This is a genomic window from Sinorhizobium fredii (assembly GCF_002944405.1).
Classification (GTDB): Bacteria; Pseudomonadota; Alphaproteobacteria; order Rhizobiales; family Rhizobiaceae; genus Sinorhizobium; species Sinorhizobium fredii_C.
This window is the reverse complement of record NZ_CP024310.1, coordinates 25,983-40,463: the sequence shown is the minus strand read 5'-3', so window position 1 is coordinate 40,463 and position 14,481 is coordinate 25,983. Positions and strand designations below refer to the sequence as shown.

At 63.7% G+C, this 14,481-nt stretch carries 15 protein-coding genes; 10 read left to right on the top strand and 5 right to left on the bottom strand.

The window, feature by feature from the left end; genetic code table 11:
* The first annotated feature begins 53 nt into the window (after nt 1–53).
* From NXT3_RS23795 to NXT3_RS23770, 6 genes are all read left to right on the top strand, one after another.
* Entirely contained in the window at nt 54–626 is a 573-nt protein-coding gene (locus tag NXT3_RS23795) for a winged helix DNA-binding protein (protein WP_104840714.1), read from the top strand.
* Between the two features lie 225 nt (nt 627–851).
* Nucleotides 852–1,274, top strand: coding sequence for a potassium channel family protein (locus NXT3_RS23790; protein WP_037421470.1), 423 nt, complete (start codon nt 852–854; stop codon nt 1,272–1,274).
* Nucleotides 1,275–1,425: 151 nt separating this feature from the next.
* Complete coding sequence (locus NXT3_RS23785; protein ID WP_037421468.1) at nt 1,426–2,217, top strand: pseudouridine synthase; 792 nt, start codon at nt 1,426–1,428, stop codon at nt 2,215–2,217.
* Between the two features lie 205 nt (nt 2,218–2,422).
* Nucleotides 2,423–3,400: a tripartite tricarboxylate transporter substrate-binding protein gene (locus NXT3_RS23780; protein WP_097526970.1), complete on the top strand. Its 978-nt coding sequence runs from the start codon at nt 2,423–2,425 to the stop codon at nt 3,398–3,400.
* A gap of 235 nt (nt 3,401–3,635) precedes the next feature.
* Nucleotides 3,636–4,097: a tripartite tricarboxylate transporter TctB family protein gene (locus NXT3_RS23775; protein ID WP_037381923.1), complete on the top strand. Its 462-nt coding sequence runs from the start codon at nt 3,636–3,638 to the stop codon at nt 4,095–4,097.
* Between the two features lie 9 nt (nt 4,098–4,106).
* Nucleotides 4,107–5,612 carry a tripartite tricarboxylate transporter permease gene (locus tag NXT3_RS23770; protein ID WP_037421464.1) on the top strand — a complete coding sequence of 502 codons (1,506 nt, stop codon included), beginning with the start codon at nt 4,107–4,109 and terminating at the stop codon, nt 5,610–5,612.
* A gap of 118 nt (nt 5,613–5,730) precedes the next feature.
* On the opposite strand, the gene NXT3_RS23765 is transcribed toward NXT3_RS23770, so the two are convergent.
* From NXT3_RS23765 to NXT3_RS23755, 3 genes are all read right to left on the bottom strand, one after another.
* On the bottom strand, nt 5,731–6,204 hold the full coding sequence (locus tag NXT3_RS23765) for a VOC family protein (protein ID WP_037421463.1): 474 nt from the start codon (nt 6,202–6,204) through the stop codon (nt 5,731–5,733).
* A 122-nt stretch (nt 6,205–6,326) separates the two neighbouring features.
* Nucleotides 6,327–6,542, bottom strand: coding sequence for a hypothetical protein (locus NXT3_RS23760; protein ID WP_097527035.1), 216 nt, complete (start codon nt 6,540–6,542; stop codon nt 6,327–6,329).
* Nucleotides 6,543–6,871: 329 nt separating this feature from the next.
* Nucleotides 6,872–7,894: a LacI family DNA-binding transcriptional regulator gene (locus tag NXT3_RS23755; protein WP_037421461.1), complete on the bottom strand. Its 1,023-nt coding sequence runs from the start codon at nt 7,892–7,894 to the stop codon at nt 6,872–6,874.
* Between the two features lie 165 nt (nt 7,895–8,059).
* On the opposite strand from NXT3_RS23755, the gene NXT3_RS23750 reads away from it, so the two are divergent.
* The 3 genes from NXT3_RS23750 to NXT3_RS23740 all read left to right on the top strand — a co-directional run bounded on the left by NXT3_RS23750 (nt 8,060) and on the right by NXT3_RS23740 (nt 11,682).
* Complete coding sequence (locus tag NXT3_RS23750) at nt 8,060–9,586, top strand: sugar ABC transporter ATP-binding protein (RefSeq protein ID WP_037421458.1); 1,527 nt, start codon at nt 8,060–8,062, stop codon at nt 9,584–9,586.
* Nucleotides 9,587–9,655: 69 nt separating this feature from the next.
* Nucleotides 9,656–10,666, top strand: a complete 1,011-nt coding sequence (locus NXT3_RS23745; RefSeq protein WP_037421456.1) for an ABC transporter permease — start codon at nt 9,656–9,658, stop codon at nt 10,664–10,666.
* Between the two features lie 62 nt (nt 10,667–10,728).
* Nucleotides 10,729–11,682, top strand: coding sequence for a substrate-binding domain-containing protein (locus tag NXT3_RS23740; RefSeq protein WP_037421453.1), 954 nt, complete (start codon nt 10,729–10,731; stop codon nt 11,680–11,682).
* A 118-nt stretch (nt 11,683–11,800) separates the two neighbouring features.
* Here NXT3_RS23740 and NXT3_RS23735 read toward each other — a convergent pair whose 3' ends face one another.
* Nucleotides 11,801–12,325 (bottom strand): Lrp/AsnC family transcriptional regulator, encoded by a 525-nt coding sequence (locus tag NXT3_RS23735; protein ID WP_037421450.1) that lies wholly within the window; start codon nt 12,323–12,325, stop codon nt 11,801–11,803.
* A gap of 48 nt (nt 12,326–12,373) precedes the next feature.
* Between NXT3_RS23735 and NXT3_RS23730 the strand changes: the two genes are divergently transcribed.
* Entirely contained in the window at nt 12,374–13,558 is a 1,185-nt protein-coding gene (locus NXT3_RS23730) for an MFS transporter (RefSeq protein WP_097539804.1), read from the top strand.
* Here the strand turns inward: NXT3_RS23730 and NXT3_RS23725 are convergent.
* Nucleotides 13,547–14,446: a LysR family transcriptional regulator ArgP gene (locus NXT3_RS23725; RefSeq protein ID WP_097526968.1), complete on the bottom strand. Its 900-nt coding sequence runs from the start codon at nt 14,444–14,446 to the stop codon at nt 13,547–13,549. The two genes, NXT3_RS23730 and NXT3_RS23725, sit on opposite strands and share 12 nt — an antisense overlap.
* Nucleotides 14,447–14,481: the final 35 nt, after the last annotated feature.

Sequence of the window (14,481 nt, the reverse complement as noted above, 5' to 3'; positions counted from 1 at the left end):
TATTGACAATTTGTCGATAAAATGTTGTCGTCGCGCAGATCAGGAGTGTGCCGATGACCAAGAAGCGGGAGCGCGAAAAGCGGGCCGGAGCCCTTCCGCCCGACCATCCGGAATCCGTCTCCGCCATCGGCCCGATCGTGTCGTCGGCTCACCTTGCCGAAGGCGGTTCGCCCGGGCTTTCCGAAGTGGAATACGGCCTGATCCTCGCCTCGCATGCCTTCCAGCGCTGGATGGTGCGCTGCATGGCCGCCGCCGGCGTTCCTGGCCTCTCGGCGATGGAAATCATGATCCTGCATACGATCCGGCATCGCGACCGGGGCAAGAAGCTCGCCGACATCTGCCTCGTCCTCGACATCGAGGACACCCATGTGGCGACCTATGCGATCCGCAAGCTCGAGGGTGCCGGCCTTGTGACGACCGGCCGGCAAGGCAAGGAGAAGATGATCCGCATCACCGAGAAGGGCGCCGAGGCCTGTGCCCGCTATGCCCAGATCCGCGAGCGCCTGCTCGTCGCCTCGACCGCCAGAGCCCGTCCGCCGGAGGAGACCCTCTCGGAGATCGCCACCGTGCTGCGCTTCCTCTCCGGCGCCTACGAGCAATCGGCCCGCGCCGCGACAACGCTGTGAAGGGCAATCATGCTGATATTCCGCGGTGAAGGAAAGAGCCGCGACGGCCATGGCCCGATGCCTGGGCACGCATCACGCCGCCTCTGGCAAAGTTGCAACCGAAGCAGGCGATGGTGGCAAGCGCCTTCGATGGTCACGGGGCAACAATCGCTGTAGCACTTTAATTCGCTGCATGTTTCTATCCCTAGATCGGCTCCGATCCAACGAAGCTGCGAGGGGGCATCAGTGATTTTCCGGCTGGTCATCGCCTGTGGTTTGATCGCGTCGACGGTGGCCATTCAGGCGTTTTTCATGTCTGCCGGGCTGCACGCCTTCCGGTCGTTGGAGAAGCACCGGACCTATATCCTTCACCGCTATCCGACCCTCGTCACCGTGGCGTGGGTCATTTACCTGATCATTCCGATCGTAATCGATGTCTGCCTCTGGGCCGCTTTCTATTATCTTGCGCAGACGCTTCCGAGCATCGAAGAGGCGCTCTACTTCTCAACCGTCACCTTCACGACGGTCGGCTACGGCGACATCGTGCTCGGCAAGGACTGGCGTCAGGTCGCCACCTTCGAGGCGATCAATGGCTGGATCATCTTTGGCTGGGCCACGGCTCTGATGATGGCGGTGATCCAGCGCCTCTATTTTCGCCCAGATCACTGATCGGTTTCGGGCCGCAAGCGATCGATGAAATGGCGCGATTGCCTCGCCGCCGGATCTCTCAGCCGATAGGGGCGGCAAGCCAGAGATTTCACTCTGGCCCCGTGGCGCCGACTGTGCCACAGGAACCGATACAACAGCCGCGGAGATTGACGTGAAGCAGCGCCGCCCCTTGCGAGGCAGGAAAACGGCCGGGATCAAAGCCGACGGCGAACACGCCGGCAAGCGCGTCACCCTTGCCCGGGCGCTTTCCAAGGTCGGCTACTGCTCGCGCAGCCAGGCCGAGAAGCTGATCGCCGAGGGCCGCGTCAGCGTCGGCGGCAGGAAGACGACCGACCTTGCGCATTGGGTGGATATCGATAAGGACAGGATCGCCGTCGACGGAACGGCGATCGCGGCCGAGGCGAAGATTTATCTGATGCTGAACAAGCCGCGCGGCCTCGTCACAACGCGCGACGATCCCCAGGGGCGGCCGACGGTGTTCGATTGCCTCGGCGAGGTCGATGCGCGCTTCCTCTCGCCGGTCGGCCGACTCGACAAGGCGAGCGAGGGGCTGCTGCTCTTCACCAACGACACGGTGCTGGCGCAGCGCCTTCTCGATCCCGCCACCCATCTCGGCAAGATCTACCACGTCCAGGTCCGCGGCCTCTTCGATGAGGCCTCGATGCAGGCGATGCTCGGCGGCGTGAGCGAGGGCGGCGAGTTTTTGACGGCAACGCATGTCCGGGGCTTGAGGAGCGGCGACAGGAACTCCTGGATCGAGGTCGAACTGCAGGAGGGCCGCAACCGCCAGATCCGCCGCATGCTGGACGCGCTCGGCTTCGAATGCCTGCGGCTCATCCGCGTCGCAATCGGCGAGATCAATCTCGGCGACCTGCCGAAGGGGCGAAGCCGGCTGCTGACGGACGCGGAGGTCCAGTATCTGAGACGACGCACGGGCGGTTGAACTGTGCCGATGGGTGGGAATCCACCCATCACGGAACGGCTTTGTTTCCAATTCCACCCATCACCCGGCGACTGGCACGACAAATGCGCGAAACCGCCGCGCTAGGCGGTTGTCTGTGCTAAAATCCCGTTTGTTAATGGCTGCAACCAGGACCGGCGGGAGGAACCGTGCCGGCTGGTGGACAAAGTCATCCGGGAGGAAAAAGATGAAAATATTGAACGCGCTTCTTGGCGCCGTCGCCGCCGTTTCCCTGTTTGCCGCTTCGGCCAGCGCCCAAACCTATCCGGAGCGCACGATCACCATGGTGGTGCCCTTCTCGGCCGGGGGCCCGACCGATACGGTTGCCCGTCTCGTCGCCGAGTCCATGTCGAAGGACCTCGGTCAGCAGATCATCGTCGAGAATGTCGGCGGCGCCGGCGGCACGCTCGGTGCGGGCCGCGTCGCCCAGGCCGATCCGGACGGCTATACGGTCCTGCTTCACCATATCGGCATGGCAACCAGCGCGACGCTCTATCGCAAGCTTGCCTATGACACGCTGAACGCCTTCGAATATGTCGGCCTCGTCACCGAAGTACCGATGACCATCGTCGCCCGCAAGGATTTCGAGCCGACCGATCTCAAGGGGCTGATCGAATACGCCAAGGCCAACAAGGACACGGTGACGGTCGCCAATGCCGGCATCGGCGCCGCCTCGCATCTCTGCGGCATGATGTTCATGGACGCGATCGACACCCAGCTGACCACCGTCCCCTATAAGGGCACCGGCCCGGCGATGACCGATCTGCTCGGCGGCCAGGTCGACATAATGTGCGACCAGACGACCAACACCACCAAGCAGATCCAGGGCGGCACGATCAAGGCCTATGCCGTCACTTCGCCGAAGCGCCTGAAGATCTTCCCCGAGCTGCCGACGGCTGAAGAAGCCGGTCTTGCCGGCTTCCAGGTCGGCATCTGGCACGGCATCTATGCGCCGAAGGGAACCCCTGCCGAGGTGACGGACCGGCTGTCGAAGTCGCTGCAGAAGGCGCTCAAGGACGAGAACGTCGCGGCCCGCTTCGGCGAACTCGGCACCGAACCGTCGAGCGAGGCGGACGCCACCCCGGCGGCGCTGAAGGCCAAGCTTGAAAGCGAGATCGCCCGCTGGAAGCCGGTGATCGAGGCCGCCGGCCAGTACGCCGACTAATCGGCTCCCGCGAGCCGCCGCCGATCCTGTTCTCCGATTAGAGCGGTACGGCGACGGCATCGCCTCCGGCCGGCCGTGCTGTGGGGCAACGGCTGGCCGGAGAAATCGGCGGGCTTCCGGAAAAGTTGACAGCCGTCAACTTGCGGGGGACGCTGAGCACAGCCGGACAAGAAGCGAGGACATCGCCAAGATCAGGACGTCCGCGGCCGCGTCCGAACGAGAACATGGGGACAAGATGAAAGCCATCTCCTTCGATACCACCAACGCGCTGTGCGGGAGTATCCTGACGGCCGTCGGTCTTTTTTTCGCCTGGCAGTCCTTCGGGCTCGAGCTCGGCACCGCCTTCCGCATGGGCCCGGGCTATTTTCCGCTGCTGCTTTCCGTCGTCCTGACGCTGCTCGGCGTCATCATCCTGGTGCAGTCGGCCCGGGTGAACCACGAGCCTATGGGACCGATCGCCATCCGCGGCATGCTCTTCATCCTGCCGGCGCCGATCTTCTTCGGCCTGACGGTCCGCGGACTGGGCTTCGTGCCCGCCGTCTTCCTGACGGCGCTGATCGCCTGTTTCGCCTCGCATCGGATGAAGCCGCTCTGGGCGGTGGCGGTCTCGCTGGGGCTCGCGATCTTCTCGGTCGCCGTCTTCAGCTACGGCCTCAACCTGCCGTTCGAGCGTTTCGGCCCCTGGGTCCGGTTCTAGGAGGCGACGATGGATCTCTTCAGCAACCTTGCCCTCGGCTTCGCCACCGCCGCCTCGCCGGCAAACCTTCTCTTCTGCCTGATAGGCGTCCTGCTCGGCACGCTGATCGGCGTGCTGCCCGGGATCGGCGCCACGGCGACGATCGCCATGCTGCTGCCGATCACCTTCCAGCTTGAGCCGGTCTCGTCGCTGATCATGCTCGCCGGCATCTATTACGGCGCCCAATATGGCGGCTCGACGACGGCGATCCTCATCAACATGCCGGGCGAATCCTCCTCCGCCGTCACCGCCATCGACGGCTACCAGATGGCCCGCAACGGCCGCGCCGGAACGGCGCTGGCGATCGCCGCGCTCGGCTCCTTCTTCGCCGGCACCGTATCGACCTTCCTCGTCGCCCTCTTCGCGCCGCCCTTGACCGAGATCGCGCTCGAGTTCGGCGCCGCCGAATATTTCTCGCTGATGATCGTCGGTCTCGTCTCCTCCGTTGCGCTGGCGCACGGCTCCGTCGTCAAGGCACTCGCCATGGTGGCGCTCGGCCTGCTTTTGGGTCTTGTGGGCACCGACATCTATACCGGTACGCCGCGCTTCACCCTCGGCATCCGCGAATATGCCGACGGCCTCAACTTCGTGGCGCTGGCGGTCGGCGTCTTCGGCATCGCCGAGATCCTGCGCAACCTCGAAAGCGAGAAGACCCGCGAAGTGCTGATGGCACGGGTTAGCGAGCTCCTGCCAACGAAAGAGGATTTCAAGCGGATGTTCGCGCCGGTGATCCGCGGCACGGCGATCGGCTCGGCGCTCGGCGTGCTGCCGGGCGGCGGCGCCATCCTCGCCGCCTTCGCCTCCTATACGGTGGAAAAGCGGCTCTCCGACCGGCCGGAGGAATTCGGCCGCGGCGCGATTGCCGGCGTCGCCGGGCCGGAAAGCGCCAACAATGCCGGTGCGCAGACCTCGTTCATCCCGCTGCTCACCCTCGGCATTCCGGCGAACCCGGTGATGGCGCTGATGATCGGCGCGATGATCATCCAGGGCATCGTGCCCGGCCCGAACGTGGCGACGGAGCAGCCGGCGCTCTTTTGGGGCATCATCGCCTCGATGTGGATCGGCAACCTGATGCTCGTCGTGCTCAACCTGCCGTTGATCGGACTCTGGGTAAAGCTCCTGAAGATCCCCTATTTCGTGCTCTTCCCGATCATCATGGCCTTCTGCTCGATCGGGGTCTACAGCGTCAACTCCAACGTCTTCGACCTCTATGCCGTCGCGTTCTTCGGCCTCATCGGCTACCTGCTCTTGAAGCTGCGCTGCGAGCCGGCGCCGCTGCTGCTTGGCTTCGTGCTCGGGCCGCTGCTCGAGGAGAACCTGAGGCGCGCGATGATTCTCTCGCGCGGCGACCCGACCACCTTCGTCACTCGGCCGATCAGCGCCGGCCTCTTGCTGATGGCCGCAATCGTGCTCGTCGTCGTCTTCCTGCCCGCGGTCAAGGCGAAGCGCGAGGAGGTTTTCGTCGAGGAGGATTGAGAAGGGTTTAGCTTTGCGGCCCCGCGGCCCCGCGCCTCTCCAAGCGCGGGGCCGCTTTGCATAGAGCCATCGGCGAGCGGCGAACCGGCACCCGTGCCGGCAATACACCCGGTGAGCGTCAGCCGCGCCGGGCCGCCTCGATCGCGGCGACGTCGATCTTCCCCATCGTCATCATCGCCTCGAAGGCGCGCTTTGCCTCGCCGCCGCCGGCCGACAGCGCGTCGGTCAATACGCGCGGGGTGATTTGCCAGGAGATCCCCCACTTGTCCTTGCACCAGCCGCAGGCGCTCTCCTGGCCGCCATTGCCGACAATGGCGTTCCAGTAGCGGTCGGTCTCCTCCTGATCGTCGGTGGCGATCTGGAACGAGAAGGCTTCGTTGTGCTTGAAGGTCGGGCCTCCGTTGAGGCCGAGACAAGGAATGCCCGCGACCGTGAATTCGACCGTCAACACGTCGCCCTCCTTGCCGGACGGGAAGTCACTGGGTGCACGTTGCACGGCCCCCACGCTGCTGTCGGGAAAGACCTCCGCGTAGAAGCGAGCGGCAGCCTCGGCGTCCTTGTCGTACCAGAGGCAAATCGTGTTCTTCTCCATTGCCAGTTCCTTTCGCTTTGAAAGCGTTCGACGCGTTCCCTCTGCGAAATAAGGAGGCAACCGTTTTTCTCCACCCCGGAATGTTCGTCCGCTGGAGCGCGGGTTCGTAATTCCTTCGAGCCTCACCAGTTGCCGGGATCGGCCGTGTGATCGACAGCGGCGAACTCATCGGCCCCTGCCCGGTCGAGCGTCAGATCCCTTGCATTCCTCGCCTCGTCCGTGACTGAATATTGCAGAGGTGCCGGCCCCCTGGCCAGTTCCTGATACATGAGCAAGGCGGCCTCCTCGGCGGTGTCGGCCTCGAACTCCTTCATGACGACGACTGTGAACTTGTGCATAGGCTTGACCTCGTCCGTGCCAAATTCCAATGCCCCGCGCTCGGGATGTCCGATGATGCACGCCCCTGGTCACGGCAGCAAGTTATATGAATACATCGCACCTGCCTTCGGGCACGATGTCGCCCCCCCAAAAGGCGCTCTGCACCGTGGTACGGGGCGTCGCCTGCTGGGCCTTCGGGTAGCCGTTGACGATCGCCACGAGCTGCGGAACGCTCGAATCCCAAAGACTTCGAATTTGGCCTGGAAAGTCCTCAATCCGCTCCGGAGTGCGCGGACACGCGCACGCCCAGCAGCTTTCGCAGACACAGGCATCTTCATTCTTCCACTCTCTATCGCCGGGCCGGGGGTGGCCCGACGGAATTGCGCACTACAAGGTCTGGCCTCAGCAGGATTTCAGTTTCGGAGGCAGCTCGGTCCGAGAGCATGTCGAGCAACAATACCATCGCCTGTTTTCCGATCGCGGTGCGTGGTTGGCGGATTGTGGTCAGCGACGGCGTCATGAAACTTGCTTGTGGGACGTCGTCGAAGCCGGTGACCGAAAAGTGGTCCGGAATATCGTAGCCGCGAGCCTTGAGGCCGATCGAAACGCCGAGCGCCGTCTGGTCGTTGACGCACATGAAGGCCGTCGGCAGGTCATCGCGCATGAAGAACTGTTCCAGCGCCAATCTACCGCTTTCGACTGTGCCATCGCCGTCGAGGACCAGTTGGCGGTTCAGCGGGATGCCGGCCGCGGCAAGTCCGGCCTCGTATCCCGACCGGCGCCGGCGATAGGCAAGACGCGTGTTGGAGTCGCCGATGAACGCGATGCGGCGATGGCCTTCGGAAATGAGCAAATCAACGGCCTTTCGTGCCCCTTCGACGTCATCAACTCCGACATAGGGGATGCCTCCGTTGAAGACGGGTTCGAAAACGCCGACGCTCGGCGGTAGACTATCGGTCGCGGCCTGATGGCCGAAGGGAAGGATGCCGGTAAACAGGATCAGACCTGCGGCTTGGTAGGAATTGAAGAACTTCAGATACTCCAATCCACGCTGCGCATCGTTTTGAGTATGGCCGATCAGCACGCCGTAGCCGTGCGCGCGAGCTTCGTTTTCGAGGCCAACCAGAATGCTGGAGAAATTCGGGTCGCCGATATCGGGTGCGACCACAAGGATCATGTTTGATCGCCCCAGCCTCAGGCTGCGCGCCATGGCGTTGGTCGTGTAGCCGGTAATCGCGATCGCCTGATTGACCTTGAGCCGCGTTGATTTGGCAACCTTTTCCGGCATGTGAATGGCCCTTGAAACCGTCGCGATCGACACTTCGGCGATCCGTGCGACGTCTTCAATGGTTGCGGGCGGGGAATTGGACACTCGATTGGGCCTCGGACTTTGTTGCGAGACACTACACAGACTTGCCCGAGGGTCAAACGCACAGGGCAAGAAAATTGTCGATCATGCTCGATGTAAACCTTTACATCGGTCAGTGTAAAGGTTTACATCTGCGCAACGGGCGGTGGAGGCCGCAGGGAGGGGAATATGACCACGGAGGTTGACGGCGGTGCTCCCGTCGTGCTGTCCGCGCGCCGCATCAGCAAGTCGTTCAGCGGCGTGCAGGTGCTGTTCAGCGTCGATTTTGAGCTGCGCCAGGGCGAGATCCATGCGCTCATGGGGGAGAATGGCGCCGGCAAGTCCACGCTCGTCAAGATTCTCTCCGGCTTCGAACAGCCGACTTCGGGCGAGATCCTGCTGGACGGCAGGTCGGTGAAGCTTCCTCCCAATGGCGCTGCCGAAGCGCTCGGCATCGTTATCATCCACCAGGAGTTTAATCTCGCCGAACACCTAACCGTCACCGAGAGCCTGTTTCTCGGCCGCGAGGTAACGCGTTTCGGTGTGCTCGACCGCAGGTTCATGCGCGCGGAGACGCGCCGTGTGCTCGAACTCCTCGGCTCGCAGGTCGACGAGAACGCGATGATCGGCTCCCTTTCTATTGCAGAAAAGCAAATGGTCGAGATCGCCAAGGCCATCAGCCGCGACGCCCGTGTCGTCTTCATGGACGAGCCGACCGCAGTGCTGTCGCGTGAGGAGACGAACTTCCTGTTCCGGCTGGTGCGCAAACTGCGCGACAAGGGAACGAGTTTCGTCTTCGTATCGCACAAGCTCGATGAAGTCATGGAACTCACCGACCGCGTGACGGTGTTGCGCGACGGCCAGTGGATCAAGACGGCGCCGACCTCCATTCTCGATGGCGAGGCGATTGCGCAACTGATGGTTGGCCGAGAACTGTCGAGCCTCTATCCGGCCAAGACCGAACCCGACGTCGACGAGGAGGTCGTGCTTCGGGTCGATTCGATATCAACAGGCTATGTCCGAGATGCCAGCTTTGAGGTCCGTCGCGGCGAGATTCTCGGCTTTTCCGGGCTGATCGGCTCTGGTCGCACCGAATTGATGGAGGCGGTCGTCGGGCTTCGCTCGCGCGCTGCGGGCGAGGTCCTGGTTCGTGGCCAGCCAGTGCCGTCGGGCGACGTGCATGCGGCCAACAAGGCCGGGCTAGCCTATATGACCAAGGATCGGAAGGCCAAGGGTCTGTTGCTCAACGCCGGCATGATGGCGAACCTGACGCTGCAGTCGCTCGGCCGCCATGCTCGCCTGGGTTATCTCGACCCGGGAAGCGAGCAGGCGGCTCTCGTCAAGGCGCGCCGCCGCTTCGATATCCGTGTCAGGGATGACAGCGTCGTCGTCGGTCGCATGTCCGGCGGCAACCAGCAAAAATTGCTGCTCGCCAAGGTCATGGAGACCGACCCGGGCATCATCATCATCGACGAGCCGACTCGCGGCATCGATGTCGGCACCAAGCAGCAGATCTATCACTTCATCTCGGCGCTGGCCCGGGACGGTCGCTCGATCATCGTCGTCTCGTCCGAGATGCCCGAGATCATCGGCCTCTGCAGTCGCGTGGCGGTCATGCGCGAGGGCCATATCGCCGGCATTCTCGAGGGAGACGAGATCTCTGAGCAGGAGATCATGCGCTATGCGGCCGGCCTGAAGAAGAAGACGGCGGCTTGAGTCGCGTGGGTTGCGCCGGCGCCGACAACAAAGAGATTCCCGATAGGTGGGATGGAGGTTCGATTGGATATGAGCGTGAACCAGGAACGCAGCCAGGAGGCGATCCGCCGACGCAGCTGGCGTGACATAGATCTGAGAGCCGTGGCGCCATTCGTTGCCCTGGCCTTGCTGCTGCTGGTGGGCGCGCTGGTCAATCCCAACTTCATCAGCATCAACAACCTCGCCAATGTCGCCACCCGAAGCGCCTTCATCGCCATCATCGCAGTCGGCGCGACCTTCGTGATTTCGTCGGGGGATCTGGACCTCTCCGTCGGGGCCATGGTCGCCTTCATCGCCAGCCTGATGATCCTGTTCATGAATTCCGGTGTCGTCGCCGACCCCGTGCTCATGTTGCTGGCAGCGATCCTGTTCACCATAGCTGCCGGCGCGCTCTGCGGTCTCACCAACGGGCTGATTACCACGGTGGGCAAGATCGAGCCCTTCATCGCCACGCTCGGCACCATGGGTATCTATCGCGGATTGACGACCTGGCTTTCGCAGGGCGGAGCGATCACCCTCAAGGAGCCGCAACTCCAGGAGATGTACCGTCCCGCCTATTTCGGCACGATCCTCGGCGTGCCGGTTCCGATCGTCGTGATCCTCGCCGTGACCGCAGTTGCCGCCTTCATCCTCTATCGCACCCGTTACGGGCGGCACGTCGTTGCCGTCGGCTCCAATCGCGATGTCGCGCGATATTCCGGCATCTCCGTCAACCGCGTCCGCACCGTCGCTTTCGTAATCCAGGGCCTATGCGTGGCCGCAGCCGTGCTGCTTTATGTGCCGCGCCTTGGCTCGACCTCGGCGACGACGGGCATTCTCTGGGAGCTGCAGGCGATCACCGCCGTCGTCGTCGGCGGCACGGCGCTCAAGGGCGGCGCGGGCCGCGTGTGGGGCACCATCTGCGGAGCGTTCATCCTCGAACTGGTCGGCAACATCATGCTGCTGTCCAACTTCATCAGCGAATACCTGATCGGTGCCATTCAGGGTGCGATCATCATTATTGCGATGCTCGTACAGCGCTCGCTGGTACGCAAACCGTGAGACGGCCGGGTCCACAGGTCTCCCGGCCTGCAATAGACTGACCTGTTTTTGGGAGGAAGTTAATGCGCAAGAAGCTATTCGGCCTTACCCTCGCAGCCATGACAGCGCTGGCTGGCGTGACGCACGCTCAGGAGGAAAAGAAAGTGACGGTGGGCGTGTCTATCCCGGCGGCCGACCATGGCTGGACGGCCGGCGTGGTCTTCCATGCCGAGCGCGTCGCCAAGCTCCTGATGGAGCACAATCCGGGCCTGAACGTGATCGTCAAGACATCGCCCGATCCGGCAAGCCAGGCCAACGCCGTGCAGGATCTAGAGACACAGGGCATCGATGCGCTTGTTATCCTGCCCACCGATCCAGATCCGCTGGTCAACGCCATCAAGGAGGTGAAGGGCAAGGGTACTTTCGTCGCGCTTGTCGACCGCGCGCCAAGCGTCAACGACAATTCGGTGCGTGATCTCTATGTCGCGGGCAACAACCCCGCCCTCGGCCAGGTCGCCGGCGAATACATCAAGACAACGACGCCGGAGGCCGAAGTCGTCGTCATCCGCGGCCTTCCGATCCCGATCGACCAGCAGCGACAGGACGGTTTCGACAAGGGCATCGAAGGCTCAAACGTCAAGGTTCTCGACCGCCAGTACGGCAATTGGAACCGTGACGATGCCTTCAAGGTCATGCAGGACTACCTAACCAAATACCCGAAGATCGACGTCGTCTGGTGCCAGGACGACGACATGGCCGTCGGCGTACTGCAGGCCATCGAGCAGGCAAAGCGAACCGACATCCAGTACATCGTCGCCGGCGCCGGCTCAAAGGAAATGATCAAGAAGGTCATGGACGGCGACAAAATGGTCCCCGTCGACGTGCTCTATCCGCCGGCAATGATCGGCACCGCCCTCGAAATGACCGTCGCCAATTTCTACGGCCAGGTTCCGGTCCGCGGCGTCTACACGATTGACGCGACGCTGGTGACCAAGGACAACGCGAAGGACTTCTACTTCCCGGACTCGCCGTTCTGATCCGGAGCTGTGGCAAGGGCGGCCCGCGTTTGGCGCGGGCCACCGTCTTCTCGGGCTCATGGCCGATCCGAGCTTTGACCTGGCACGGGCCTCAGCGTGCGCGACGCGGAGGCGGCCGTCAGCTCTTCACCACGGCCGGCCATTCGCTCGTCGTGCCGGGCTGCACCGGCCGCTCCAGATAGGTCGACAACACGACATAGCTCCGCGTCGCCTTGACGCCGGGTGTGTCGTAAAGGCGCGCCAGCAGGCCTTCGAGCGCATGGGTGCTTTCGGTTCTCACCTTGAGCAGCATGCAGGTGTCGCCTGCGACCGAGTGGATCTCCTCCACCTCCGGATATTCCTCGATCGCCAGCAGCGCCTGAGTCTTGCCCCAGCCGGTCGTATCCACATGGACGAAGGCGAGCAGCGTCTTGCCGACGGCCTCGGGATCGATCAGCGCCGCCACGCGCCGGATCGCCCCGGAACGCCGAAGGCGCTTCACACGCTCATGCGCGGCCGGCGGCGAAAGCCCGACGCGGTCGCCGAGCTCGGCGTAGCTCGTCGTCGCGTCCTCGACCAGCACGCCTAATAGTTTTCGGTCCATTGCATCGAGGTCGCGCTCCGGCAGGCGCTTCCGCCGAACGTCGTCTGTATTTTGATCCATTCCGCTATTTCTCCTTGATGCCGAACTTCGTTCTGAGATTATGCGGGAATGACGAACATCGATCAATCCGCTTCCTCATCCGCCGACCGGGCTCGCATTCCGCCCTTTGCCCTGCTGCTGACCGCCTCGATCGGCGTCATCGGCTCCAATTCGCTGGCGCTCGGGCCGATCGCGCCGGAGGTGTCGCTAAGCCTCGGCACCGGCGTGCCAGCGGTGATGACGGCTTCCGCCGCTTTCGGACTCGGCACCGCGGCGAGCGCCGTCTTCCTCGGCCGCCTCATCGATCGGCACGGCCCGCGCCGCATGCTCGCGGCAGCGCTGCTACTTTTGGCCGGCGGACTTGCCACAAGCGCCGCCGCGCCGGCGTTGCCGCTGTTGGTCGCAGCCCAGCTCGTCGTCGGGATTGCCGCGGGCATTGCGCTTCCCGCCATCTATACGCTGGCCTCGGTGATCGCCCCGGCCGGGCGCGAGAGCGAGACGATCGGCCTGGTGCTGACCGGCTGGACGCTGAGCATGGTGGCCGGGGTGCCGCTGTCGGCGGCGATCGCCGATTTCGCCGGCTGGCGGGCGGTCTATCTCGTCGTCGCCGGAGCAGCGCTGACGGCCTGCGCCGGCGTTCGGCGCGCGGCGGTGCGGGAAGGACCCGCCGGAAGGACGACCTCGCCGCTAGCGGCGCTCGGCGTGCCCGGCGCGGCCTCGCTTCTTGTCGCCTGCGCGGCCTTCATGGCGGCTTTCTATGGGGTCTATGCCTATATCGGCGACCATTTGCATGGCGCCCTCGGCCTGCCCGTCAGCTCCAACGGCCTCCTTGCGGCCTCCTACGGCTTAGGCTTCGGTGGCGCGGCCTTCCTCGACCGTCTGATCGATCGCTTCGGTGCGGCGAGGCTGCTGCCGCTAATTTTTCTCGCGGTCGCCGGCGTCTATGTCGCGATGTCGGCAGCAAGCGGCTCCTATCCGGCGCTGCTCGCCGTCGTCTTTCTCTGGGGGCTCGCCAACCATTTCGGGCTGAACGTCCTCATCGTGCGGCTGACGGCGCTCGATCCCGCCCGACGCGGTGCGATCTTGGGGCTGAACAGCGGCGTCACCTATCTCGCCCTCTTTGCCGGCACGCTCGGCTTCGGCGCCGCCTATGCCGGGACGGATTTTTACGTTCTGCCGCTGGCCGCGGCGGGGCTGATGCTGGCCGCCGCAGTCTCGGCAGCCCGCGCGCCGCGCCACTCCTCAATGCAGTAGGCTGTGCTTGGCGACCAGAGTGACCTCGCGCGTGAGCTCGGTCAGCCGGTCGGCGGCAAGGCGGTTGATCTGCCAGTACAAGGGAACGTCCAACGGCGTGCCGGGGATCAGCTCGACCAGTCGGCCGGACTCCAGATGGTCGCGCGCAAGCTGTATCGGATTCATCGCCCAGCCCATGCCCGCAAGACTCGCCTCGAGGAAGCCTTGCGTCGACGGCAGCCAGTGGGTCGGATAGGTCAGCTCTTCCCCGAGCGCCTGGCGGATCCACCGGCTTTGCAGCCTGTCCTTCTGATTGAACGTAAGGGCCGGCGCACTGGTTATCGCTTCCGGCGTGACGCCCTCAGTAAAGTGCCGGGCAACGAAGTCGGGGCTCGCCGTCGCATGATAGCGGAGCGTGCCGAGAGACACACGCCGGCACCCTTGGATCGGCTTTTCCAGACTGGTGACGGCGGCAATCACTCGCCCCTTTTGCAGCCATTCGGCGGTATGGTCCTCGTCGTCGAGGGCGATGTTCAGCAGGTAGGGCGAGCGCTTGGCGAAGTTCGAGACCGCCGCGACGAACCAGGTTCCGAGGCTGTCGGCGCTTGTCGCAATGTTCAGTGTCACCCTTTGCCGCCGTTCGCCCGGACCGACGAGGGCAGGCAGGTGCGCGAGCAACTCGCCTTCGAGCATGCCGACATTCTCCATATGACGGCAGAGCCATTCTCCCTTCTCCGTCGCGGTGCAGGGATTTCCCCTGGCGATCAGGACGACGCCGAGCCGTTCCTCGAGCTGCTTCACCCGCTGGGAGACGGCCGAGGGCGTCACGTTGAGGACGCCGGCGGCCTTTTCGAAGCTGCCCGTCTGGACGACGGCCGTGACGGCACGGAGAGCGGAATAATCGAGCATGGCTTAGTTTTACTTAATTGAAGTTAGCAACATTA

What these genes read in the sequence shown, in the direction of transcription:
- NXT3_RS23750 (WP_037421458.1), top strand. Translation starts at nt 8,060, where the DNA reads ATGACCACGGAGGTTGACGGCGGTGCTCCCGTCGTGCTGTCCGCGCGC.
- NXT3_RS23725 (WP_097526968.1), bottom strand. Translation starts at nt 14,446, where the DNA reads ATGCTCGATTATTCCGCTCTCCGTGCCGTCACGGCCGTCGTCCAGACG.
- NXT3_RS23740 (WP_037421453.1), top strand. Translation starts at nt 10,729, where the DNA reads ATGCGCAAGAAGCTATTCGGCCTTACCCTCGCAGCCATGACAGCGCTG.
- NXT3_RS23775 (WP_037381923.1), top strand. Translation starts at nt 3,636, where the DNA reads ATGAAAGCCATCTCCTTCGATACCACCAACGCGCTGTGCGGGAGTATC.
- NXT3_RS23770 (WP_037421464.1), top strand. Translation starts at nt 4,107, where the DNA reads ATGGATCTCTTCAGCAACCTTGCCCTCGGCTTCGCCACCGCCGCCTCG.
- NXT3_RS23795 (WP_104840714.1), top strand. Translation starts at nt 54, where the DNA reads ATGACCAAGAAGCGGGAGCGCGAAAAGCGGGCCGGAGCCCTTCCGCCC.
- NXT3_RS23760 (WP_097527035.1), bottom strand. Translation starts at nt 6,542, where the DNA reads ATGCACAAGTTCACAGTCGTCGTCATGAAGGAGTTCGAGGCCGACACC.
- NXT3_RS23730 (WP_097539804.1), top strand. Translation starts at nt 12,374, where the DNA reads ATGACGAACATCGATCAATCCGCTTCCTCATCCGCCGACCGGGCTCGC.
- NXT3_RS23765 (WP_037421463.1), bottom strand. Translation starts at nt 6,204, where the DNA reads ATGGAGAAGAACACGATTTGCCTCTGGTACGACAAGGACGCCGAGGCT.
- NXT3_RS23735 (WP_037421450.1), bottom strand. Translation starts at nt 12,325, where the DNA reads ATGGATCAAAATACAGACGACGTTCGGCGGAAGCGCCTGCCGGAGCGC.
- NXT3_RS23745 (WP_037421456.1), top strand. Translation starts at nt 9,656, where the DNA reads ATGAGCGTGAACCAGGAACGCAGCCAGGAGGCGATCCGCCGACGCAGC.
- NXT3_RS23780 (WP_097526970.1), top strand. Translation starts at nt 2,423, where the DNA reads ATGAAAATATTGAACGCGCTTCTTGGCGCCGTCGCCGCCGTTTCCCTG.